Annotated in this window: 24 protein-coding genes; 6 read left to right on the forward strand and 18 right to left on the reverse strand. The window is 30.6% G+C overall.

The window, feature by feature from the left end:
• Positions 1-126: 126 nt before the first annotated feature.
• The 12 genes from AC2D6V_RS13125 to AC2D6V_RS13180 form a co-directional block, all read right to left on the reverse strand.
• Positions 127-843 (reverse strand): LytR/AlgR family response regulator transcription factor, encoded by a 717-nt coding sequence (locus tag AC2D6V_RS13125; protein ID WP_484648662.1) that lies wholly within the window; start codon positions 841-843, stop codon positions 127-129.
• Between the two features lie 10 nt (positions 844-853).
• On the reverse strand, positions 854-1,861 hold the full coding sequence (locus AC2D6V_RS13130; protein WP_484648664.1) for a sensor histidine kinase: 1,008 nt from the start codon (positions 1,859-1,861) through the stop codon (positions 854-856).
• A gap of 1,210 nt (positions 1,862-3,071) precedes the next feature.
• Positions 3,072-6,194: a DUF2339 domain-containing protein gene (locus AC2D6V_RS13135; RefSeq protein ID WP_484648666.1), complete on the reverse strand. Its 3,123-nt coding sequence runs from the start codon at positions 6,192-6,194 to the stop codon at positions 3,072-3,074.
• 1,063 nt (positions 6,195-7,257) lie between these two features.
• Positions 7,258-7,548, reverse strand: a complete 291-nt coding sequence (locus AC2D6V_RS13140) for a hypothetical protein (RefSeq protein ID WP_484648668.1) — start codon at positions 7,546-7,548, stop codon at positions 7,258-7,260.
• A gap of 39 nt (positions 7,549-7,587) precedes the next feature.
• Positions 7,588-8,166 (reverse strand): NAD(P)H-dependent oxidoreductase, encoded by a 579-nt coding sequence (locus AC2D6V_RS13145; protein WP_484648670.1) that lies wholly within the window; start codon positions 8,164-8,166, stop codon positions 7,588-7,590.
• Complete coding sequence (locus AC2D6V_RS13150) at positions 8,163-9,068, reverse strand: alpha/beta fold hydrolase (RefSeq protein WP_484648672.1); 906 nt, start codon at positions 9,066-9,068, stop codon at positions 8,163-8,165. Before AC2D6V_RS13150 ends, AC2D6V_RS13145 begins: the two co-directional genes overlap by 4 nt.
• A gap of 91 nt (positions 9,069-9,159) precedes the next feature.
• Positions 9,160-9,756 (reverse strand): NAD(P)H-dependent oxidoreductase, encoded by a 597-nt coding sequence (locus AC2D6V_RS13155; RefSeq protein ID WP_484648677.1) that lies wholly within the window; start codon positions 9,754-9,756, stop codon positions 9,160-9,162.
• A 5-nt stretch (positions 9,757-9,761) separates the two neighbouring features.
• Complete coding sequence (locus AC2D6V_RS13160) at positions 9,762-10,217, reverse strand: RidA family protein (RefSeq protein WP_484648682.1); 456 nt, start codon at positions 10,215-10,217, stop codon at positions 9,762-9,764.
• A gap of 3 nt (positions 10,218-10,220) precedes the next feature.
• A complete protein-coding gene (locus AC2D6V_RS13165) occupies positions 10,221-10,781 on the reverse strand; it encodes a nucleoside deaminase (RefSeq protein WP_484648687.1) in 561 nt (186 codons plus the stop codon).
• Between the two features lies 1 nt (position 10,782).
• On the reverse strand, positions 10,783-11,487 hold the full coding sequence (locus tag AC2D6V_RS13170) for an SDR family oxidoreductase (RefSeq protein ID WP_484648694.1): 705 nt from the start codon (positions 11,485-11,487) through the stop codon (positions 10,783-10,785).
• Positions 11,488-11,536: 49 nt separating this feature from the next.
• A complete protein-coding gene (locus AC2D6V_RS13175) occupies positions 11,537-12,259 on the reverse strand; it encodes an SDR family oxidoreductase (protein WP_484648697.1) in 723 nt (240 codons plus the stop codon).
• A gap of 66 nt (positions 12,260-12,325) precedes the next feature.
• Entirely contained in the window at positions 12,326-12,901 is a 576-nt protein-coding gene (locus AC2D6V_RS13180) for a TetR/AcrR family transcriptional regulator (protein ID WP_484648701.1), read from the reverse strand.
• 1,158 nt (positions 12,902-14,059) lie between these two features.
• Here AC2D6V_RS13180 and AC2D6V_RS13185 point away from each other — a divergent pair.
• The 4 genes from AC2D6V_RS13185 (at position 14,060) to AC2D6V_RS13200 (ending at position 15,756) form a co-directional block, all read left to right on the forward strand.
• On the forward strand, positions 14,060-14,620 hold the full coding sequence (locus tag AC2D6V_RS13185) for a fasciclin domain-containing protein (RefSeq protein WP_484648703.1): 561 nt from the start codon (positions 14,060-14,062) through the stop codon (positions 14,618-14,620).
• Positions 14,621-14,728: 108 nt separating this feature from the next.
• On the forward strand, positions 14,729-14,893 hold the full coding sequence (locus tag AC2D6V_RS13190; RefSeq protein WP_484648707.1) for a Lacal_2735 family protein: 165 nt from the start codon (positions 14,729-14,731) through the stop codon (positions 14,891-14,893).
• A gap of 3 nt (positions 14,894-14,896) precedes the next feature.
• Positions 14,897-15,301: a DUF2452 domain-containing protein gene (locus AC2D6V_RS13195; protein WP_484648710.1), complete on the forward strand. Its 405-nt coding sequence runs from the start codon at positions 14,897-14,899 to the stop codon at positions 15,299-15,301.
• A 278-nt stretch (positions 15,302-15,579) separates the two neighbouring features.
• Positions 15,580-15,756: a hypothetical protein gene (locus AC2D6V_RS13200; protein WP_484648714.1), complete on the forward strand. Its 177-nt coding sequence runs from the start codon at positions 15,580-15,582 to the stop codon at positions 15,754-15,756.
• Positions 15,757-16,029: 273 nt separating this feature from the next.
• Here the strand turns inward: AC2D6V_RS13200 and AC2D6V_RS13205 are convergent, their stop codons facing one another.
• From AC2D6V_RS13205 to AC2D6V_RS13215, 3 genes are read right to left on the reverse strand one after another with little or no spacing between them, the layout of a single operon-like run.
• Entirely contained in the window at positions 16,030-16,368 is a 339-nt protein-coding gene (locus AC2D6V_RS13205; RefSeq protein WP_484648716.1) for a DoxX family protein, read from the reverse strand.
• 38 nt (positions 16,369-16,406) lie between these two features.
• Entirely contained in the window at positions 16,407-16,772 is a 366-nt protein-coding gene (locus AC2D6V_RS13210) for a DoxX family protein (RefSeq protein ID WP_484648718.1), read from the reverse strand.
• A gap of 37 nt (positions 16,773-16,809) precedes the next feature.
• Positions 16,810-17,346 (reverse strand): CIA30 family protein, encoded by a 537-nt coding sequence (locus tag AC2D6V_RS13215; protein ID WP_484648721.1) that lies wholly within the window; start codon positions 17,344-17,346, stop codon positions 16,810-16,812.
• 148 nt (positions 17,347-17,494) lie between these two features.
• Between AC2D6V_RS13215 and AC2D6V_RS13220 the strand changes: the two genes are divergently transcribed.
• Complete coding sequence (locus tag AC2D6V_RS13220) at positions 17,495-17,803, forward strand: toxin-antitoxin system YwqK family antitoxin (protein ID WP_484648725.1); 309 nt, start codon at positions 17,495-17,497, stop codon at positions 17,801-17,803.
• A 628-nt stretch (positions 17,804-18,431) separates the two neighbouring features.
• Here the strand turns inward: AC2D6V_RS13220 and AC2D6V_RS13225 are convergent.
• The 3 genes from AC2D6V_RS13225 to AC2D6V_RS13235 form a co-directional block, all read right to left on the reverse strand.
• Complete coding sequence (locus AC2D6V_RS13225) at positions 18,432-19,574, reverse strand: DUF7486 family protein (protein WP_484648730.1); 1,143 nt, start codon at positions 19,572-19,574, stop codon at positions 18,432-18,434.
• Between the two features lie 482 nt (positions 19,575-20,056).
• On the reverse strand, positions 20,057-20,299 hold the full coding sequence (locus AC2D6V_RS13230) for a cold-shock protein (protein ID WP_484648733.1): 243 nt from the start codon (positions 20,297-20,299) through the stop codon (positions 20,057-20,059).
• 16 nt (positions 20,300-20,315) lie between these two features.
• Positions 20,316-21,299 carry a fatty acid desaturase family protein gene (locus AC2D6V_RS13235; RefSeq protein WP_484648738.1) on the reverse strand — a complete coding sequence of 328 codons (984 nt, stop codon included), beginning with the start codon at positions 21,297-21,299 and terminating at the stop codon, positions 20,316-20,318.
• A 657-nt stretch (positions 21,300-21,956) separates the two neighbouring features.
• Here AC2D6V_RS13235 and AC2D6V_RS13240 point away from each other — a divergent pair.
• Entirely contained in the window at positions 21,957-22,796 is an 840-nt protein-coding gene (locus AC2D6V_RS13240) for a peptidoglycan DD-metalloendopeptidase family protein (protein WP_484648742.1), read from the forward strand.
• The last annotated feature ends 30 nt before the right edge of the window (positions 22,797-22,826 follow it).

Raw genomic sequence — 22,826 nt, forward strand, 5'->3', positions numbered from 1 at the left:
CAACATAAAACAGAGAAAAAAAAGATATACCTACAAAAAAAAAGTATCGACAAACAAGGAATATGTATCGATACTTTTTTAACCCTAATTTCTTGAAATCTGGGTTTTAAAAATTTAAAAGAGATTTTACACGCCGAGTCGTTTTAGAACGACTTCTTTATAGGTTTCTCCAATAGGAATACGAATGTCTCTAATAACAACATTCGATTTTTGCAAAGCCCTAATGCAATCAATATTAATGATATAAGAACGGTGTGTTCTAATAAAATTGGAAGGTAGTTTTTCTAAAATGGCCTTAAAACTTGATAACGTTAACAAGGTTTTTACTTGGTCTTTAAGATGAATTTTTATATAATCTTTCAAGCCTTCAATATATTCTATATCTTGAACATTAACCTTAATATTTTCATATTCTGATTTTACGAAAATAAAGTCGTTATTATTTTCTTCAGAAGAAATATGGACTTGTGGCTCAACAGACTGTTTTAGTAACTCACACTGTTCTTTGGCCCGAGATACTGCTTTTAAAAAACGTTTAAACGGAATAGGTTTTACCAAATAATCGGTTGCATTTAATTCAAAACCTTCTAAAGCGTGTTGTGGATAAGCCGTTGTAAAGATAAATTGCGGAATGTTCTCCACTGTTTTCACCAAATCTAATCCTGTTAAATTAGGCATTTCGATATCCAAAAACACCAAATCTACCTGATGCTTATTTAATATTGTAATCGCCTCTAATGGATTATTGCATTTTGCAACAATTTCCATCCCTCCTATTTTATTGACATAGGTTTCTAAAACATCTACTGCCAATGGTTCATCATCTATAATTACACATTTCATCTGTTGTATTTTAATCTAATTTCAATTTTAAATCAACCCAAAATTTATTGTCCTTTTCCACTGTGGTTAACCAATGTTTATTAGGATACAATAGCTCCAAACGGTTTTTGGTGTTTTGCATTCCTATACCAAAACTCTCCTTGTCTTTAGCTTTATTCCCTATGATATTACTACACTTAAAGTGTAATTCACTATCCGCTATACTAATAGTTATTTCGACCTCAGTATTTCCTTTAAAATCTGTCCCATATTTAAAAGCGTTTTCGATATAGGATATAAAAAGTAAAGGGCTAATTTTTTGAGAGGTTATAATGCCTTTTATGTTTGTTTTTACATTTTCGTTTTTTGCTATTCTTATACGTTGAAGCTTAATATAATTTTCAATATATTGAATTTCGTCTTTAAGTAATACTTTACTGTCGTTAGCTTTATATAACATATATCGCATTAATTCAGAAAGCATAATAACAGCTTCTGGGGCATCATTAGATTTTTTAACGGTTAACGAATAAATACTATTTAAAGAGTTAAACAAAAAATGAGGGTTTAGTTGATTTTTGAGGGCTTCTAATTCTGTTTTATTTTTTTGAATTTCAATTTCCGTTTTAATCTTATCATTTTCTATCCATTGTTCGTATACTCTAATTACGGTTCCTATAATAATTATTACAGCATTGAAAAATATAATTATTATAAATTTTGAAGGCCGTTTATCTAGAAGGTTTTGATTCTTATAAAAGTCAAAATTGAATACATTTGAAATAATCAAATAGGCTACTATTAAAAGAATGATAATAGATAATAGATAAAGTATTTTCTTCTTCTTAAGTAATAAATGCGGCACTAATAAACTATAGTTCGTATAAAAAATTACTGCTCCAAACGCAATTCTCAAACAAATTTTAAGCGTAATTTCTTTACCTTCTGAATACACAAAAAACAGGACAACTGAATAAAGTATTGCCCATATAAACATGTGAATCGAAAATTGTCTTCTATTTTTTATTAATTCTCCCAAATTTGATACTAGTTATTTTGTAAATCTACATAATTATTTTATCCGAGGTATTGAATTAGTTTTACAAAACTTTCAAATATATAAGTTGCCAGAGTATTGTTAAAATAAGATAGATGAACAAGTGCAATTACTATATGAAAAAGGAATAATTATAGATAAACATGGCCATTCCATACACATTTTGCCTCCACTCCTCTGCCCTTTCTGCAAAAAGAGTATTCCATTACATTTTTAAAGAAACTTTTAGAAAGAAAAAAATCCAAGAAAATTGGGTTAAAGAACTTCGCTTTTACCAAAGCAAAGTTACATAACGCAGAACATTATAGTACATTTTATAAATAGGTTTATCCGGTGGATGAAGCTATTTATAACACAGATGGCGCGTTGGAGAAATTATGATGTTTAGTACTACATATTCTATTTATAAAAAAAATGATAGCTATAATGTAGTATTATGTAAAATATCCCAGAAGCATTTGTTTTCATAAGAATAATTGGAACTTGGGTCATTAAACTATTAAGCGGTTTGCTTCGCAGCGTTTAAAAACATTTGTATCTATAATTAGCCGTTATGTAAAATAGCCGCTACCAAGCGCTCGATTGTTTTATAAAATCAAATTGCTCTGGCAATTTATTTTACACACAATTATCCATCGCTTGCCAACGCCAAAATAAAAGCTAACCTTTTTGCTCATATTAAAAATCGCGTATTTGATAAAATGTACGTAATAAAAAATTTTAGACGATTCTCGTAAGTTTGCCACAAGAGTATAAATTTTAAGAAAAATAAAATTCTAAGCACTTATTCTATTCTCGTTACTATTTAATCTTTTTTTATTGTAACTACTAATATTATGTAAAATAGAAATTAAACATTTGAACTACTTAAGTTTTGATTCTTATCTTTTTTTCTTGATAAAAAAAGAAACAAAAAAATCATGACTGCATATAATTTTGGAAACAATTACGGCTTGTTACGCTATATTTTAGACTATTTATCGTTAATAAAATGTACCCAAAGTACATTTTTAGCTAAATACGATTTGAAACAATCATTTAGTAAAGTGTTGTATCCAAATTCAATCATCCACAGGATAATTGCATTTGTATAGCCTAAAATATTACGCTCCTCTCTCCTATTGTTTTGACCAAAGCTTTATGAGGTCAAATTTTACATTGAGATTCTATTTTACATAATAAAAAACGCTTCTCATTGTAGGCTATTATTAATATCTTGATTATTTTTATCATCATCAACTACCAAAATTTTAATTTTTTGGTAAATAAAAGAAATAACTAAAATGAGCACGCCTAATAGTATAAATGCAATAATTTTTCCTGTTTCGGAAACATTGCTAATATCATAGACAAATAATTTTACAATAGTTAACCCCAACAAAGCCAGCGCAATGATTCGTAACACTTTGATTTGTTTTTTTATACCCAATATTAATATGGAAAATGCTAAGATTCCCCATAAAATTGGAAGTCCTGTTTTTATTATTTTAAATTTTGCTGAAGTTATTCTTTCATATGTCGTGCCATAATCAGCGTTTAGCTGGGCTGAGTCTAAAGAAAAATTCATAACGTGTAATCCTTGTAGCACGACTTCCGTACTCGCAACAAATACTAGTACAAAAGCGGCTATCCATGGTGTCATTTTATGGTCGAAAATTGAAAATACTTTTTGTGTTTTATTTGTTTGATAAATCAAATAGCAAAAATACCCAATGAATACAAATGAAAGTATATGTAAGTAATAAACTATATGCACATTCATACTATTAGTAATATTATCTCGAAATTCTGAAAAGGGCATTACGAAGAAAATAAAGGCAAGTGCTATGATGTTTACAACGGCTAATACATTAATGATTTTAGCATGTCTTGAGCTTAAGCTCTTGAACAATAAGAAACAGAGAATCGCTGTAAATAACAAATGATATTGAACTCCTATGGATAAGAGCGTATATATGTTGAAAGATTCAGAAGATTGATATAATACTTCGAATAGTCCAACAAAATATCCAATGATAACAGCAAGAATGTTAGCTATGGTTCTATAGCTCTTTGAATCAAATACTAGTCCGAATATTGACAATTTCTGAGTTTTGCTACGTAACAAATAACTAAAGGCAATAAAAGAGGCAACGACGAATAGACCAGTACTGAAAATTGGATTCAATACTAACGGAAATACTTCATTGGTTGTGAAATAACGCGGCCAGAAAACAAAGACGAGTGCTAAGATATTTATAACGGCTAATACATTAATGATTTTAGTATTTCTTGAGCTTAAACTCTTGAACAAGAAAAAACAGAGAATTACTGTAAATAACAAATGATATTGCGCTCCTATGGATAAAAGCGTATCGAATTTGAAATATGCGGTCGATTGATATATTACTTCGAATAGTCCAACAAAATATCCAATGATAACGGCAAGAATATTCGCTATGGTTCTATAGCTCTTTGGATCAAATACTAGTTCGAATTTTGACAACTTCTCAGTTTCGTTACGTAACAAATAACTAACGGCAACAAAAGAGGCAACGACTAATAGACCAGTAATGAAAATTGGATTCAATACTAACGATAATAGTTCATTGGTACTAAAATAACTTGGCCAATCATTTAATAAACTACCTAGCATTAAAAATTGAACGATACCTGTTACAAAGCGATAACTTTTTATTTGTGTTTTTTGAGCCATCCACATTAATAAAACAGCTTCTGCAGCCCAAAATACTGTAATGCTATTTCCTGTAAATTGAACAGGAATTGTTAGCGTTATAAAGGTTAGACTTAAACCAATAAGTACATAAATACCTTTATTAAGTAAACCAGATATCTTATATAAAAGCAGTGAGTAACTAATATTAAGCAAGGCTAAAAAGAGAGTAAAAAGCCCATTGAATTCGGGTTTATAAGCTGCTAAAATAAGCATGCCAATACCATAAAAAACAAAATTATTGGTAATAAGCATTGCCATTTGTGGTTTTGAGAAATTTTCCTTTAATCGCAAATTGCTAATAATGCTTATGGCTATAAAAATTAAGTAAAAAGCAAATCCAAAAATTAAAGATTCGAGGTAATGAGGATCATTACTTTTCATATCCATAATTACCCAAGAACCAAACAACAGAATTGAAAATACAAATGCAAGAACATGCAATAATTGCCATTTTTTAAAATAAGCTAACGCTAATATTCCAATATCCAAAATCGCTATATATGTAAACAAAGTAATATAATCTTCATTACCTAGGCCTAGCATAAATGGTACTAAAAATCCACCTATCAAAGATAATATAGCAAGTTCCATTCGGTTATAGGACAAGGAAATATAACAGCTAAAAGCTGTTATAGCTATCATAATTGCAAAGGCTATTTCCTGTTCAAAAAGTTTATATTCATGAAACGCTAGGGCTATAGTAAAATAAAATATGGAAATCGCTCCAGCAACGAGTACAGAACTAAACGGAGCATATTTTTGACGTAATTTATGAGCTATAAATTGTATTAAACTACCTGTTAAAATACCAATTCCAACACGTGCAATTTCATTAATCCAATTCTTATCTATTGCATATTTCACAAAATAACTGACTCCCAAAACCAAAATGAGAATACCAATTTTGTTAATTAGGTTTTCCCCTATAAATTTTTCAAGATCAGGGTTTCTTTGCTTGAATTGTTCCCAAATAGATAGCGTAGGTTTTTGCTCTACTTTTTTAGTCGGTGCCGCTGTCATGATGGTCTTTGCAGATGTAACAATTTTAAGTGGTTTAGCAGATATTTCGACTTTAGTCTCTGTTATAATTGGTGGTGATGTAGCCAATAGTTTCTTTTGCCAATAATAGTCATAATCCATTAATATGGTACTAATAAATTCAATGTCTGTTTTTTCTTTGATCTCATTTACCTCTAAGAAAGAAACCATTTTATCGCGAAGTTTAGCCAAAGTCAAATTATCTTTAGAAGCTTTAACAGTTTCAAATGTTTTTTTAATGATACTAACATCTTTTTCAGTCAATTTGGAGACCTTAGGATAGGTTATTATATCATCATTCTTTTCAACTTCTTCTTTAATTGCAGGAGACTTCTTTCTATGATCTACAGGAGGTGTTACAATTGATTCTTTTATGACATCCTTAACACTTTCTCTACTAACGGATTTTGGAGCTTGCTTGGAAGTCAAAAGATTATGCAGACGACTTATTTTCCCGTTTAGAATATCTATCTCATGAAATAAACTTTTAAGTTTATTACTATTTGTGGAGTTTTGTACGATTAAAAAAATAAGAACAACAATTAAAAGAAAAATTTCCATATTACTTGCTAATTAGTTAGATGTCTCAAACCGAGATGAGTAATATACACATTAATTAGTCGGGAGGAATTATAAAAAATTTTTATTAATTGAATTTTGCAATAATTTCAATAATAATATTGAATATTATATCAATTCCGATTCCACACACATTATGCTTCCCTCCTACGTCGTCGCATAAAAAGTGTTCCATTAACATCGCAGAAGAAACTTTTGAGAATAAATATTTTCAAGAAATTGTAGTAACAACTTTGCCACCGCCCCAACTCGCTCAAAAAATAAAAGATCTACAAGAGCTTCTATTTTTATGACGTAACCAAAGCTCAAGTTACATAACGCGGTACATTATAGGACAAATGCTATTGTTGGTTATTTAGTCAAAGTGTACCATTAGTCAACTATAATGATATTATGTAAAATATCCCAGAAGCTTTATATTTCCATTACAATGTGCAGAACTTGGGCATTAAACTAGAAACGGTTTGCTTCGCAGAGTTAAAAAAGCACATGTCCTATAATTTGCCGTTATGTCAAATGTCCGCTGTCAACCGCATATTGCGTTGATAAAATCAAATTACTATTGTAATTTATTTTATATGCAATTTCCAGCCGCTTGCCAGCCGCACAATAAAAGCTAGATTTTTACTTCTATTAAAAATCGCGTAAACGACAAAATGTACGTGATAAAAAATTTTAGACGATTCTCGTGGATTGCCACAAGAGCATAAAATTTAAGAAAGATAAATTTCTATGCACTTGTTCTATGTAGAATTTCAAATAGTCTTTTTTTTAAGTTTTTAATATCTTTTGTCTTGAAACAAAAGAAACAAAAATTCAAGGCTGCATATAATTTTGGAAACAATTAACGGCTCATTCACTATATTTTAGGAAACTTTTGAATAGATTAAGATTGCTTTGAAATCCCATTTATAGTTAGACTTCTTTACTTTATGTACTACTAACTCCCTAAAATATGTACGCTCTTTTCTCCTATTGTTTTAACCAAAATTTTATGAGGCCGAGCTAAAAATTGAGATTCTATTTTACATAATAATAAAATCACCTATTCTTCATACAATTTTTCAGTTGATTTTTTAAGCTCTGACTTTGGCAAAAATTGATCGGAAATTGTAAGAATAGCATGAAGGTTGTCACGCAGTCTTTCCAGTTTTAGTTCACCAGGTTCAATAGATGTTTGTAGCAGGTGCAACGCCATGTCAGCAAGAAGAAATCTTTGTTTCTCTAACCATTCACTATCACCTTGTCTTACTTGATAACTTAAGTACGCAGTTTCTACTTCATCATGTAATTCCCAACTGGTCTTAAGTAATTTTAATTTGTTATCGTCTTTCATATGTTTTTAATATTGTTTTATGAGTCAGCACAATAAAAATTACGCCAATGTTTCACCTAATTTACAGATCTTATTTAGCCATTCTTTACGGAATTGTACACTTGAATCGGAAATTGTAGAGATATAAGTCACATTTACAGGACTTACGCCACAGTATTCAAGAGTTCCTGTTTTAAATTGGTGAAGCGCTGGTTGTTGCATCACTTCTTTATCATATGATTCAGGTGTGTCAGAAGTTATGAAGACATTAGCCGATTTCCCTTTTAATAAACCAATAGGTTCATGACTTCCTTCTTCTAGCTCAAAAGTTATACCTGGCAAAAACGTTCTATCAATAAAACCTTTCATGATGGCTGGATAGCTCGCCCACCATAAGGGGAAAACCCAGACTATATGCTCTGCTGCTTTTATTTTTTCTAAAGCATCTAGTAAATCTGGTTCAAGCTCGGTTCTTTTACGGAATCCAAACTGAAGATTGGGATTAAAATCTAGTTCTGAAATATTAATTTCTGTAACGGTAGCATCAGTTTTATTTGCACCATTCTTATAAGCTTCAGATAAAGCATAGTTAAAACTTTCTTTATCTGGATGACCATTTATTATTACTATATTTTTCATTTTTGGTTACTTATTTTTGATGAAAAATCTAAAGTACGAAGCAATATTTCTTTGCTTTTAGATTCTGCCATTTCATTTGAATATGCTTTTATAATATGATAAATCACCAAATTGGGATTGTCTTTAAAGGCATAATGATTTGCATTGTTGATTATTAATAACTCTCTATTAGATTGAGCATCTACAAAATCCTGATGCCCTTCAACCCATCTTTTCTTGTCATCTTCATTTTTGAATGGATTATACGGATTACTAGCTATTAAATCTATAACAGGTATTGAAGATGGGAAGTTTGTTTGCGATAATAATTTTAGAGAATTTTTAATATTCTTGATTTCATAGTACAGACCAATTTTCTCATCTTTTAGTTTGTTTAAAAATTTTTCTGAAATGACTACGTTTAGCTTACTAACAAAATCTTCTGTATAGAAAGAAGCTAATGATGCATCAATAAATACAACACTCTTAACTTTATGCTCATTTCTAGAAGCAAATAAAGTTGAGTAAAACCCTCCTAACGAATGTGCTACTAAAATGATGTCTTTATCGTATCCTAACAATTTAAGTCCTTCTTCTAAACCAATAACATTATTAAGAATGTTATTCCCTTCTGGATTATCATTAGTTGACTTTATTTCACTTTTTCCCAATCCAGCTCTATCATACGTAATAATTGTTGTGCCTGTAATGTCTGCAATAGGTTGGATGATATCTTTCCATATAGTTGCATCATTACCACTACCCGATTCAAAAAGAATTGGTGTGCCACTTCCTTCAATAATTGAAAAGTTGAGTTTGTATTTACCAACATCTATTAAAGTATCCTTAGTTTGAGAAAAGCCTTGGCAAAAGCAAAATACTAATATTGTTATTAGCTGAATTTTAAATATAATATGTTTCATTATCTATTTTGATTAAAGATTAAAAGAACTAGACGATACCTAGTAAAACTTTGTTACTGTCAAATTGTATTCTATATTTTTAAATATTTAATTAATTTTCAACTAATGCATCAAGTTGCACAGTCAATCGTGCAACATCTTTCTCAATTTGAGGGTTTTTAACAACATCGTAAGAATAGAAACCATCTATAATTTCAAATCCACAAAATTTATAGTTGTTGGAGACATTAATTAGGGCATCATCTGCCGAATTCCCTTCTAATAAAAACTGCTCTTTATTATTAAACGCCTCTTCAGGAGCATTCCAAGTTGCAGATAACATATATTTTTTACCCTGAGATGAACCACCTGTTCCGTATTGTTTGTTTGGGTCATCTACTTGCCTACCATCGTTTATTAATAATCTTTGTTGTGCCCAAGCAGCTGTAAAAACCTCTTCAATATATTTCTTATGAATCCATGGTGTATTAAACCAAAATACTGGTGTTTGTGTAATAACCAAATCTGCCCATTCATGTTTTATTATTTCTTCGTTTATATCGTAACCATCTTCAATTTTCGTGATTTTAATTACAAATTCTTTTTCTATAAAATAAGTTGTTATTTCATTTTGAAATCGTTCATTCAACTTACCTTCTGACATGCCTTCCCATTTTTTATGGGCATTAATTATAAGTATATTTTTCATTTTTTTTATTTGATTGTGAAGCTGGCAGTAAGGCCAACACTAAAATTTCTCGGTAAAGTTTCTACTCCAAATATGGCTCTTGAGTGGATTCCTTTGTCTCCTAGAATGTTGACAAATAAATCTGAAGCTCCGTTAACGACTTCTGGTGATTCGTCCCAATTTTTACCAGCTTGGAAATAAGCATCTATATGATTAAGCCCAATAACATTATCAAAACCAACTTTTGCTTCAATTTGAGCGATTACGTTTAGAGCACTTAACTTCATTGCTTCATAACCTTCGGAAGTTGTAATTCTTTTGCCCAATCTACCTTGATATAAATATGAGTTACCTTCAATAGGAAATTGAATCGCTACATAAGCAATGTTTCCTCGAATATTAACTGAAACATAGTTACCGCCAGGTACAGAAACCTTTGGAAGCTCAAGGTTATGCGCCTTTAATTTATCGTAGATACTCATAGTTCATTGTTTATGTAATGTTGCAACTTCATCCTCTAATAATGGCCCTACTACTTCTACGTTTCTTCCGCCTTTTGATAAAACTTCCTTAGCTGACATTTCAAAGACCCAATTTGGATTTTCTCTGCCTACAATGTTATAGTATTCTGATTTACTTAATCCATAAACCAGTTTTCCTACTCCAGTCCAGTATATAGCTGAAGCGCACATAGGGCAAGGCTCATCACTTGTATAAATAGTGAATGAATTCAAATCAGAATGGCTATAGATTTTACTTGCTTCGCTAAGCAGGTTTATTTCTGCATGCGCTAACATATCATGATCTGTATTAATAGTGTTTTCTCCTTTTAGGACGACTTTACCTTCCTTATTGACAAGAATGCATCCATACGGTAAATTCCCTTTTACTTTCGATGTCTTGGCCATTTCAATAGCGTCTCTTATAAAGTTTTCATCTTGATTCATATATGTCGTTGTTTTACTGTTTTTGCTTTCAGGTTTTTGAGTGCTAGAAGTACAGGAACTTATTACAATAAGAAAAGTAAATAGTGCTATGCATTTCATTTTAAAAGGGATTTGTTGCCCAAACTGTAACTTCAGGAACGAAACCTTTGTCTCGCAGTTCGACTACAGAAAGAATTGTTTGCGCAATGTCTTCAGCTCCTAGCTTGTTAGATTCTTCATGACGTTCTTCTCTTGTTTTATCGGCAAATGCGGTTGTCACCTCACTTGGATTTATTAATGAGACTCTAATATTATCTGGTCTCAATTCGGCTTGCCAAGATTGCGTCATGCCTCTTACAGCAAATTTTGATGCTGCATATACAGAACCTCTTGCAAAACCTTTTAAACTCGCAGTAGACCCAATATTGATAATGTTTCCTGATTGTTGTGTTTTGAACATTGGCAATAGTTCTTGAGTCAATAAGGCCAAACCAAATACATTGGTGTTATAGACATTTAATAAATCAGCTTCAGTAATGTCTCCTAGAATTGGAAATACACCAATACCTGCATTGTTAACTAATACATCCATTCTACCTCCTAAAAGGAACATTGCTTCTTTAGCTTTTTGTGGAATGGATTTTAAATCACTAATATCGAAAAGAAGTGGAATGGCACCTATTTCTTTTGCTATCTGTTTTAGCTTAGTTTCATCTCTACCAGTTATGACAACTGTTGCTCCTTTTGCAATAAATTGTTTTGCTGTTTCTTTCCCAATACCTGAACTTCCTCCGGTAATTAATACGTTTGAATTTTTAATTTTCATTGTAACTATTTTTATAAATGAGCAGAAGCATAGCTTCTGCCCTATTTAATTAAACTAATTTTTGTCCTCCATCTATATCTAGGACTGCTCCTGTAACATAATCACTTTCCATAAAGAAAAGTACACCTTTTGTAACGTCTTTTGCGACACCAATTTGTTTTACTGGTAATGTTTCGGCAAAACCATTAAAGAATTCTTTTTGTTGTTCATCTGGCATGTAGGCATCCCAAGCTGTGGTATGGATAAATCCTGGTGTAATTACATTTACACGTGTTGGTGCCAATTCCAAAGCTAACATCTTGCCTAAAGATTCAACGGCTCCTCCAACGCCTGTGTAAGGCATTTGTCCTGCGATAGCTTTTTTGCTTACAATTCCAGAAAATAACGTTATTGAATCGCCCTTACCCATCTTAGGGCTTGCGTGCTTAACAGCATTCATTTGTACCCAAAGTTTAGAATCAAATAATGCTTTTGCTGCATCCATATCTAATTCTTTAATAGAACCTCCATAGCCACCAGAAGATGACACTACTAAGTGATCTACTTTATCGAATTTGTCAAAGAATGTTTTCACATCTTGTTCTTTACTTCCATCTAACTGATAGGTAGCAACATTTCCATTCAAATAGTTTTTTGCTTTCTCTAGCTTTTCTAATGAACGACTTGCAATGGTTACATTTGCTCCTTTCTCGATGGCTTCTTTTGCCGTTTCTAAGCCAATTCCTTGGCTTCCACCAATAATTACTACTGTTTTGTTTTCTAATGTTTTCATGTGTTTTGTTTAAATATTAAATTATTTTAAATTAGACCAGTCTACTAGTTATGAATTAAATTTTTTTTAGAGAATGTATTTCTTTAAAAATTTAATAAACGTTGAAATTGAATCAGTGTTCTTAGAGGATTTCATACGTAATAAAGAACCTTCCCAAGTTGTAAGAATAAAATCGCTCATGTCTTTTGCTGATTCTTCTTTTTTAATGGTGTTGGAATCCTGCCCTTCTTTAATACATAACTCAAAACAATCTTGCCACTTATTTAATTCGTTTGCAACCGAATTACTAAATGCTTCAGACATATCTGACAACTCAAGACTACAATTACCTAATAGACAACCTTCTTTAAAATGTTTATCAGCATATACATTTTGCATATCTTCAAAAAAGGTAATAATCCTTTCTTTCGGATTTTTTGATGCATCTGTTAAATAACTTTTTAAAAAGATTAATGAATTTTCAGAATAAAATTTAATTACCTGTATGCCGAAATCTTCCTTACTCTTAAAGTAATAGTAAAATGATCCTTTTGGAATATTAGCAGTTTCCAAAATCTTATTTAAGCCCACATTATTGTAGCCATTCTTAAGAATTAAATCCGTTCCTATTGCTAAAATGTTATCTATTGTTTTTGTCTTCATAACTTTAAATATTAGACCAGTCGGCTACAAAGGTAATCTTTTTATTCAATTACCAAAATAAATTTAATATAAAAGTCATTCCACACACATTTTCCTCCGCTCCTCCACCCTTTCAGAAAAAGAGTGTTCCATTAACTGAGTAAAGAAATTTTAGGTTAAATTTTTCTAGAAACCTGAGTGCTAACATGCGCTTTTAACCAAAGCCCATGTTGTACATAACGCAAGTACATTATAGTACAAATTATATATAATACAATTAGATAGCTATAATTCAATATTATGTAAAATATCCCAGTATGTGTTGTTTTCATAACAAACGTTTGTACTTGGGTCTTGAAACATTAGTATTTTACTTCTCTTTTAAATTGAATATTCTGTACAATGGTTCAAGTTTTTTCAAATACGCGATTTATCAAGAAACTTCAGAATTCCATTTCTGTACTATAATTAGTCGTTATGTAAAATTGCCACTGCCTCCCGATAGCTATCGGGACGCTCGATTGTTTTATAAAATCAAATTGCTCTGGCAATTTATTTTAAACACAATTATCCATCGCTTGCCAGCGCCAAAAAAAAGCTTTGCTTTTCGTCCTGATTTGTAATTCGCGTATTCGATGAAATATACGTTATAGAAAATTTTACGCGATTCTCGTGGCTTTCCGTAAGAGCTTAAAATTTTTAAAAATAAAATTCTAAGCACTTACTATATTCTAGTTACTATTTAATCTTTTTATTGTAACTATTAATATTATGTAAAATAGAAATTGATGATTTTGAACTTCTAAAGGTTTCTTTAATATCTTTTGTCATGAAACAAAAGAAACAAAAATTCAAGACTGCATATAATTTTGGAAACAATTACGGTTCGTTACACTATATTTTAGGAAACATTGTGACTCGTTAAGATTGCCTTGAGGTTATTGATTATATCGAACTATTAAGAAATTTTATTACTAAACCCCTAAAATATGTACGCTCCACTCACCTCTTGTTTTACCAAAATTTTATGAGGTCCTCTTATATAAATGGATTCACAAATAATTATTCATTAAATATTTAAGTGCAAATAATATTGTTTATGTTTTTTAACAAAATATTAAACAAAATAATTAGTTTGCAACAGAGATCTAAAGTATCTTTGAAAAAAACTTTAATATTATGAAAAAATTTATCACACTTTCGATTATCGCTGGAATTGCTTTTGTATTTACAGCATTTACCAGTACAAACTCATTTACAGAGAATTCTTCAATTAATACTGAAGTATTAAATGGTGACAAAACAATTGTTGCTATTGCGGCTGGTAATGAAAACTTTACAACTTTAGTAGCTGCTGTAAAGGCTGCCGAATTAGTAGAAACTCTTAATAGTAAAGGGCCTTTCACTGTTTTTGCTCCTGTAAATGATGCGTTTGCAAAACTTCCAGAAGGTACGGTTGCATCTTTGCTTAAAGCAGAAAACAAAGAAACATTAACTTCTATTCTTACTTACCACGTGGTATCCGGAAAATTTATGGCTACAGATGTTGTAAAAGCTATAAATGCTAATAATGGAGAATTTAAAATCACAACAGTTCAAGGAGGAATTTTAACAGCGTCATTAAGTGGTGCTAATGTTATACTTACAGATACTAAAGGAAATAAATCAACAGTAGTCTTAGCAGATGTAGATGCTTCTAATGGAGTTATACACGCTATTGATACAGTAGTTATGCCATAAACTACTAGCTTGATGATTTATTGTTTAACAATATTTATTAAGAGTCAAACATTATGTATCTTTATACTAAATTTTTATTAATAGAAATACCATTTAAAACTTAATATTATGTTCGGATTATTCAAAAAGAAATCAGAAAAAGACAAGTTGTACGAGCAATATCAAAAGCTAACAAAAGAAGCACATGGTCTGTCAACCACTAACAGAAAACTAAGTGACCAAAAAGTTTATGAAGCTGAAGAGATTATGAAAAAACTTGAGAAGCTAAAGTAAAAAATGAGAGACGAGAAGAAACCAGATAATGTAGTTTTTAACACAGATACGCAAAAGTATGACGCATATTTAAAGCCTTATGCAACAAATGTTGGTGCTCCTGTTATTACAACTACAGATACAGTTGCTTGGAAAAATAGAAGCGTTAATAAACTAAACAATAAAGTTCAATCTAGATTTAAAGAAATCAAAGAACAATATGAGCAGCTAATGCATGAGTTTGAGGATAATAGACTGATACACGATGCAAAATTCACTTTTGAGCCTATTATTGGTCAACATTATCATTTATACGTGCGTGAGAATGGCGATAATTTTTTGTCCATTATCGCACCAAACGAATGTAGTTTCAATTCACTTGGAAGTTTCTATTTAAACGCAGATCAAATATGGGAAAAAGTAGTTTAGATTCCATATAAGAAAACGACTTTATAGTAAGGCATTAGAACTTTTTATTTAACAGTTAATATGAATATTTAAACACTTTGTGTATTTAATAAATAATTTAAAAAAATGAAAATGAAAAAAATAATTTTAAAATGGTATCCTGTTATTTTAGCATTCCTTTGCTTGTTATACTCTGTAGGACTCGGAATTATGGGTATGACAGATGAGGCGCAATATTCTGCACACTGGCCAGGTACAATATTATTGTTTGCAATAGCAATTAGACAAAGAAGAACATCATGAATATATCATTTCTTATAGTAGGTGGCATAATATTCGCTACATATATTGCATTAACATTTTGGAATATTTTCTACTCAAACCAGAAACAAAAAGAAGAGAACTATCCAAATCTGAAGAAAAATTTAAATGTAAATTTTCCTTCAGTTGAACCGCCCAAAAAATCGGCTGAATAATATTAAAATATTTCCTTTTAATTCATTTTTATAATGTTCTATTTATTTAATTCTTGCGAAAGAATATGAAATTAATTAAGTACGAGAGTAATAAATGAATTATATACTCGTGTTGTGTTTTAAATTATTTTTATTAGTCGTCTAAGAACGCTTTTAACCAAAGTTCTGGTTACAATAAAGCAGAACATTATGAAACTTTTTGTTGTCATAATAAGTCGATATGCAAAATTGCTTTAATTTTTAAAAAGTAAATATTACTATTCTTCAAAACCGTTAACACAACATTATTAATATGATTACATTAAGCAAAGCATAACTTAAAGAAGGCGCAGATTTAATTAAGGAATCTCGAATCCTTATACGGACTAAAAAACCTAATATCATTAAAATAGAAAGACCTAATGCTGATATAGCTTGAAGCAACGGAGAATACAATGAACCAAAGAGCAAACCCAGAGCTCCCAATAACTGCAAGGCACCTACTAGCTTTCTTGAGTTCTTGAGACCATATCGTCTAAACTCAGATTTCATTTGGGACGAAGCGAAACTAGCTACACCAAAAAATAGGAATGAAATTCCAGATATAAATGTCAAAAAAGTGAGTAGGTTCATAAATTTTATATAGCTGAAATTATTAGAATACGATTTGTTTAAAGCGGGAAGGCTATATACAAACTCATCAATAAGAATAAAAAAGCAGGAAAGGACTTCTTTAATGGATCTTTAATTTTTAAATGCATTACAATGGAAATTAGTAATAGGAAGGCAAGACCTAATGCTGAAGGTTGTTTAAGTTCAGGATACCAAATAGCTGCTAAAAGACCAATAGCCAATAATACTTTTAGGGTGCCAACAACATAGCACATCCAAACCGGAAGCCCATAAACTTTAAATTCCTCGATGATGGTCGTGGCATTACCTCCACGCCATTGAGTACTTTTGTTCTTTTGTAGAAGCCATACATTAAGTATGCTAAAGGCGACAATGCATTGTAATGCTATTGTAATATAATTCATAATTTTATTTTTTTCGGTTAATTGATAGATTACTAAACTATTCCAATCCTATATTTTCAATTTCAAGTGAAAATTTTTCTTTCTTCTTATTGCCAACTAAAATTGCTATTTCTTCCATTACTGCACCTGAATAATTAGGTTTGTCCAAATTATAACCTCTAAAACTAGGGTAAAATGAGTTTAATGATATTTTGATTGTTTGCCATTCGCCAGTAGTCTTAAAAGTTGATATATATGAATAGCGCTGTGATGACTTTTCTTTTATCCTGAATTGATAGTCTTTACCATCACCTTTTATCTTTATAATGATATGCTCGAATTTTGAAATATCTTTTTTATTGAATCCATGTCTAATTGATGAAAAGCCTCCATTATTCTCTGTAGTTACATAACCTTTAAAAAGTCCGTTTCCTGCATTGTTAATTGTAAGTGTTCCTTGAGATAATCCTCCCATAACACCATCGTTTACAACGAACCAATTAGAGGTGTTTTTTGCAATTTTAAAATCGAAAATAGTAGATGTACTGTCTTGAAACATAACACTTAGAGATAATAAGATGATTAAAGCTTTCATATTATTGTTTAATTATAATTTATATTTGTTAAACAAATATAACAAACAATTAACAGAAGATACAATAATTAACTCTAATTTGGCTATAATTATTTAAACTAAAATATTGTATAGGAAAACTTTATTTACTTTTATTATTATTGCTTTTATGCATAATATAGCATCTGCCCAAACAGTTACTAATGACAAAGAAATGGTGCCTATGAGTGACACCTATCAAAATGCCTATAAACTTGGATCTATTTATTATAAAATAGGAACAAACACTCCATTTACAGGAATTCTCTATGGTAAATATGCCAATGGAAACTATCAAACTAAGCAAGAATATGTCGATGGTGTTGGTAATGGAAAGTGGATTGATTTTAGTCCTGAAGGCATTAAAGAATGTGAAGGAACCTATAAGCAAAATCGTGTAGAAGGACCTGTTACATTTTTTATGAAAATGGGAATGTAAAATCCAGAGGTCAGTACTTACATTGGAAAAAACCAATTGGAGAATGGAAATATTTTGATATGAAAGGAAATCTTGTTCATACAATGACTTATACGAGATAGTTTAACAATTTATATGCATTCCACAAACATTCCACTTCTCTCCTATCGTCGTTTCGTAAAAAGAGTGTTTATTCACAAGGTTTATATTGTTTTTTAATGGAGTTCATGAATCTCGCGAAATAGCTCGATTTCATTAACATTGCAGACTTTTGAATATTGATTATCCTGTGGATGATTGATAATCAAAATAAATGGAAACTATAAGCATAATTGTTATTTGAAGATTTTGCCAAGGCGCCAGCTGGCCCATTCACCTAAAAGGTCTACCAGACCTTTTCTTAACGCTCTGCCCTGCTTTTACCAAAGCTCAAGTTACATAACGCAGAACATTATAGTACAAATGTTATCATTGGTAAATTATTGTGTTTCTACTCAAATATCTTTTGCCTCATAGCAAAAAGGAATCGATAAAATAAGTTCGTGTTAATTCCATCACTTCTAAATAACTAATTTGCTAATTATTACTCATAAAAACTGAAGCTTCCAATGGAAGCTTAAGTTTTTATAGACTCATGCTAATAAGCAGTTTATTGGATAATAGCTTTTAAATGAGCATATACTGGATGTCCCTGCACTTTCATCTCTACTTTTCTATCAAAAATCTTAATACCTTTTACTTGATTAGATTTTCCGTCTGGAGCGATTGCTTTAACATCATAAAAATCACCCTTTTCATTGATGGCTTTCACATTAATAATTCTTCCTGAACGACTAACCCCTTTAACATCTAGTTGTACATTATCTTCAGTTAATGCTTTAATATCGTATATAGTACCATCTTTTCCAATAGCTTTGATAGGTGCATAGTCGTCTGGACTATCCATTATTTTAACGGCTAGTTCGTAATTTTCTACAAATGCCTTAATATTCATAAAACTATGTTGTTTAGAATCTTGAGTGGCACTAACATCAAACTGATTGCCTTTGTCATCAATAGCCTTAACATCTAAGTTATTGCCATCAGCAGTTATCGCTTTTAAATTCCAGCTAATTCTTTCGAAATTGGTTTTATCAATTCTTTTCTTATTCGTTTGCGATTTCTTAAACATTTTAAGTTTATCCTCATTAGCAGCTGGGTGCATTGCTTTAACATGGGCATGGATACTTACACCTTTTAATGTCATCTCTCTTTCTCCTCTATTGATTTTTATACCTTTAATATCATTCTGTTGTCCATCTGGAGAAATAGCTTTCACTCCAAGATATTTTCCCTTTTCTGTAATGGCTTTCATAATAACAATATTTCCAAATCTTCTAATGCCTTTTACATCCAGTTTTTCTCCTTCTGCAGTTATTGCTTTAAGGTCATACGTGTTTCCTTCATTAGTTATTGCTGCAACTGGAGCAAATTGCTCATTACTCACTATCATCTTAACTGGTAATTTCTCATCGCCTAGTGTAGCTTTTACATCTAAGAAAATCTCTTGATCGGAGTCTTGAATTGCCATTATATCGTAAGATTGTCCTTCACTATCAAAGGCTTTAACATCTAAGCTCTTTCCATCTGGATAAACGGCTTTAACATTCCAATAGATATGGTTTACTTTTACAATTTCCTCTGTTTCTACTTTATTCGTTTTTTCTTTACAGGCCATTACTAAAAACAAAAATCCAAGAATAAATAATTTGTTTCCCATAAATCTAATGAATGAATGGTTTGAAGTTTTCATAATTAAAAATTTTGATTATCTAAAATTAAAAAATGATGATTGAATTTTTCATGATATAAATCATGAAAATTTAGATGGATATTGATTCTTAACACATTAAATTCAAGCCTTGTTTGTCTGATAAACAAGGATTTGTAAACCTCATAAATTCCATATCATTAAGATTGTTGAAAAAACTTTTTAGAATATATTTTTTGAAGAAACTGTGATAATTACTTTCGCTTTTACTAAAGCTCAAGTTACATAACGCGGAACATTATAATTTAAAAAAGAATTATAATCCGACATTATATAAAATGTCTTTGTAACATTAAAAATGGGAGTTTATAATATTTATATAGAGAAAAAGCTATGGCTATAAATACTTTATGAGCCATGAATCTTAATTAAGAACGCAAATTATGCGCATATCAAATTATCTTGAAAGAAATCTAATTACAAACAAGATAATTTCTTTCAGTCAGTACATTTAATAAATTTCACTAAGCCAAACTTACCTTTACAGCACTCAGGCCTTTTTCATCTTTTTCAACCTCAAACGTTACAGAATCATCTTCTTTTATTTGATCGATAAGGTTTGATTTATGAACAAAGACTTCCTCTTCAGAGTCTTTTACTTTTATAAAACCAAATCCTTTGGCATTATTGAAAAATTTTACAGTTCCTTCTTTCATTGTATTTGCTTTATTAGTATTAAATATTTTATTTATAATTCCTTTAATCATAATTCCTGTTTTCTTTTTAAAATTCTGTTACCATATTATTGATGTTAGTACCCGTTTGCTTTTTCCCTAACCAACGCAACATCTTGACATGATCTCTTATGGCATGTACGAAACTCTTTTTTACATGATAAGGAATACCAAATTCTTTAGCCGTATCTGCTACAATCTTGGTTATATTTTTATAGTGTACATGACATACGTCTGGAAGCACGTGATGTTCTACTTGGTAGTTTAAGCCACCTATAAGCCAAAATAAAAGTTTGCTTTTTGGTGAAAAATTGGTAGTTGTAGCAAATTGATGCCCATACCAATCTTCTTTCATCATACCATTTTCATTTGGTAACGGAAACTCATTTGCAGGCATAATATGTGCTATTTGGAAAACAACGCTTACCAAAAGCCCAGTGACCATATGCATGCTTAAAAATGCCAATAAGATAATCCCCCAAGATTGTGGCACCATAATCATTGGTAATATTAGAGCATAAACATAATACAATGTTTTCCAAGCTACCATGCTTATAAGTTCTTTGTTATATTCATTTTTTTTGTCTAAAAAGCCCATATTTCTATAGCGCTTTAAACGAACAAAATCTTTGGTCGTTATCCAAGATACAGTTGATATCGAGTAAAAAAACCATATATAAATATGCTGAAATTGATGCACCCAATAATGCTTAGCATTTGGTGAAAAACGTAAAAAAAAAGGAGCATTCAAATCATCATCTGCATGATCGATATTGGTGTAAGTGTGATGCAAAATATTGTGTTGTATTTTCCAAACGGTTGCATTCGCTCCAATAAGATTGAAAGTATAACTTAATAGCTTGTTAATTTTCTTGTTTTTTGAATAAGAACCATGAATTGCGTCATGCATAACTCCCATACCTATGCCAGCCATCCCTAACCCACTGGTTATATATAATAAAAAAAGTAACCATATCGAGGTAATAAAGCCTGTTGATAATAATATTAATGGCACAAAAAATAGAGTAAGCATAATGATTGTCTTGACAACCATTGTTGCATTAGCATTTCTACTTGTGTTATTAGCTTTGAAATGCAGATTCACACGACTTCTTAAAGTCTTGGAGAAGTCGGCATTATTTGTTCTTGGGAATTTTGGATTTTCGATACGATTAATTATGTTTTAATATTGTTATACAAAATAATACATCATATTGATTAAAAGAGCTGATTTTAGTTTTAACCTAAATGATGATTTATTGAAACTATTATATATGAAGTCATACTATTGAGACTGAAATACAGCAGTTAAAGAAAGCTAAAGATTGATTAAAGTTGGAAAAAATAAAAAATAGAAAGGCCGTCTAAATATTCAATACTCAAAGGTAGGCTAAATTAGCATAGGTTTATTAAAAATGTTGTAAATAATTAAAAATCAACCATATACTATTTTTAATAAACTAAGCCTCCCTCCTATGGTTCGACTAATTTCACTATAGACGTTATTAAAAAGCTATCATTTTGGTTAATATTGTAATAATACTAATAGTCACTAAACAATACCATCTAACAATTACCGTTAAATTTTTATCTTTGTAAATCAATCAAAAAAAAATCACTTCGGTAATTCATTATGAAATTATTGTTTTTTTCAATTTTAATTTTCTTAAGTTTAAACTTATATGCTCAAATGCATAAAAACTTAGAACCTGTCGCCTATTACATTTTAGTAGATTCAACTAATACTAAGACAACTAACGATTCATTATCATTAGAATTAGATATTAAAAAAGAATTCTGGAATCATACAGTATATAATCCCTATAAAGAAGTTACAGTGACGTTTCCATTAAAAATAGCGTTTAAAGATTCTACCTATTTTTCCCCTATTGGAAAGAATAAAGTCGTTACTTCTCGTTATGGTTGGAGACGAGGTCGTCCTCATAAAGGTATTGACATAGATTTGATAACAGGCGATAGTATATTTTCTATGTTCGATGGCATTGTGAGAATGTCTAGATACACAAGAGGCCACGGAAGAACTGTTGTGGTTAGACACTATAATGGTTTGGAAACGGTATATGCTCATTTATCGAAGTATGGTGTGAAAGAAAACGATACAGTTTCTAAAGGTTCATATTTAGGGAAAGGCGGTGTTTCTGGTAATGCCAGAGGGAGTCATTTGCATTTAGTTGTGAATTATAAAGGTATGGCTATAAATCCTGAATATTTATTTGAGTTTAATGAAGAAAATAAAATAAGATCAAGTGAACTTTGGGTAACAAAAAAATGGACACAAGCTATTGCACATAATTCGAAAAGGCAAAGTACAATTAAACCATTACTAACGGAGGAAGAAGCTATTGCTAGTTTGGTAAAAGAGCGTTCTGTATATATTGTTAAGTCTGGTGATACATTATCGCGAATATCTAGACGAAATAATATCACGATCGCTTCACTTTGTAAAGTCAATGCTATTAGACGTAATTCTGTAATTAGAATTGGTCAAAAACTAGTAATCGAAAAATAAAAAGATTGCCATATTACCCCATTGTATATT

Source organism: Algibacter sp. YIN40 (assembly GCF_057219435.1).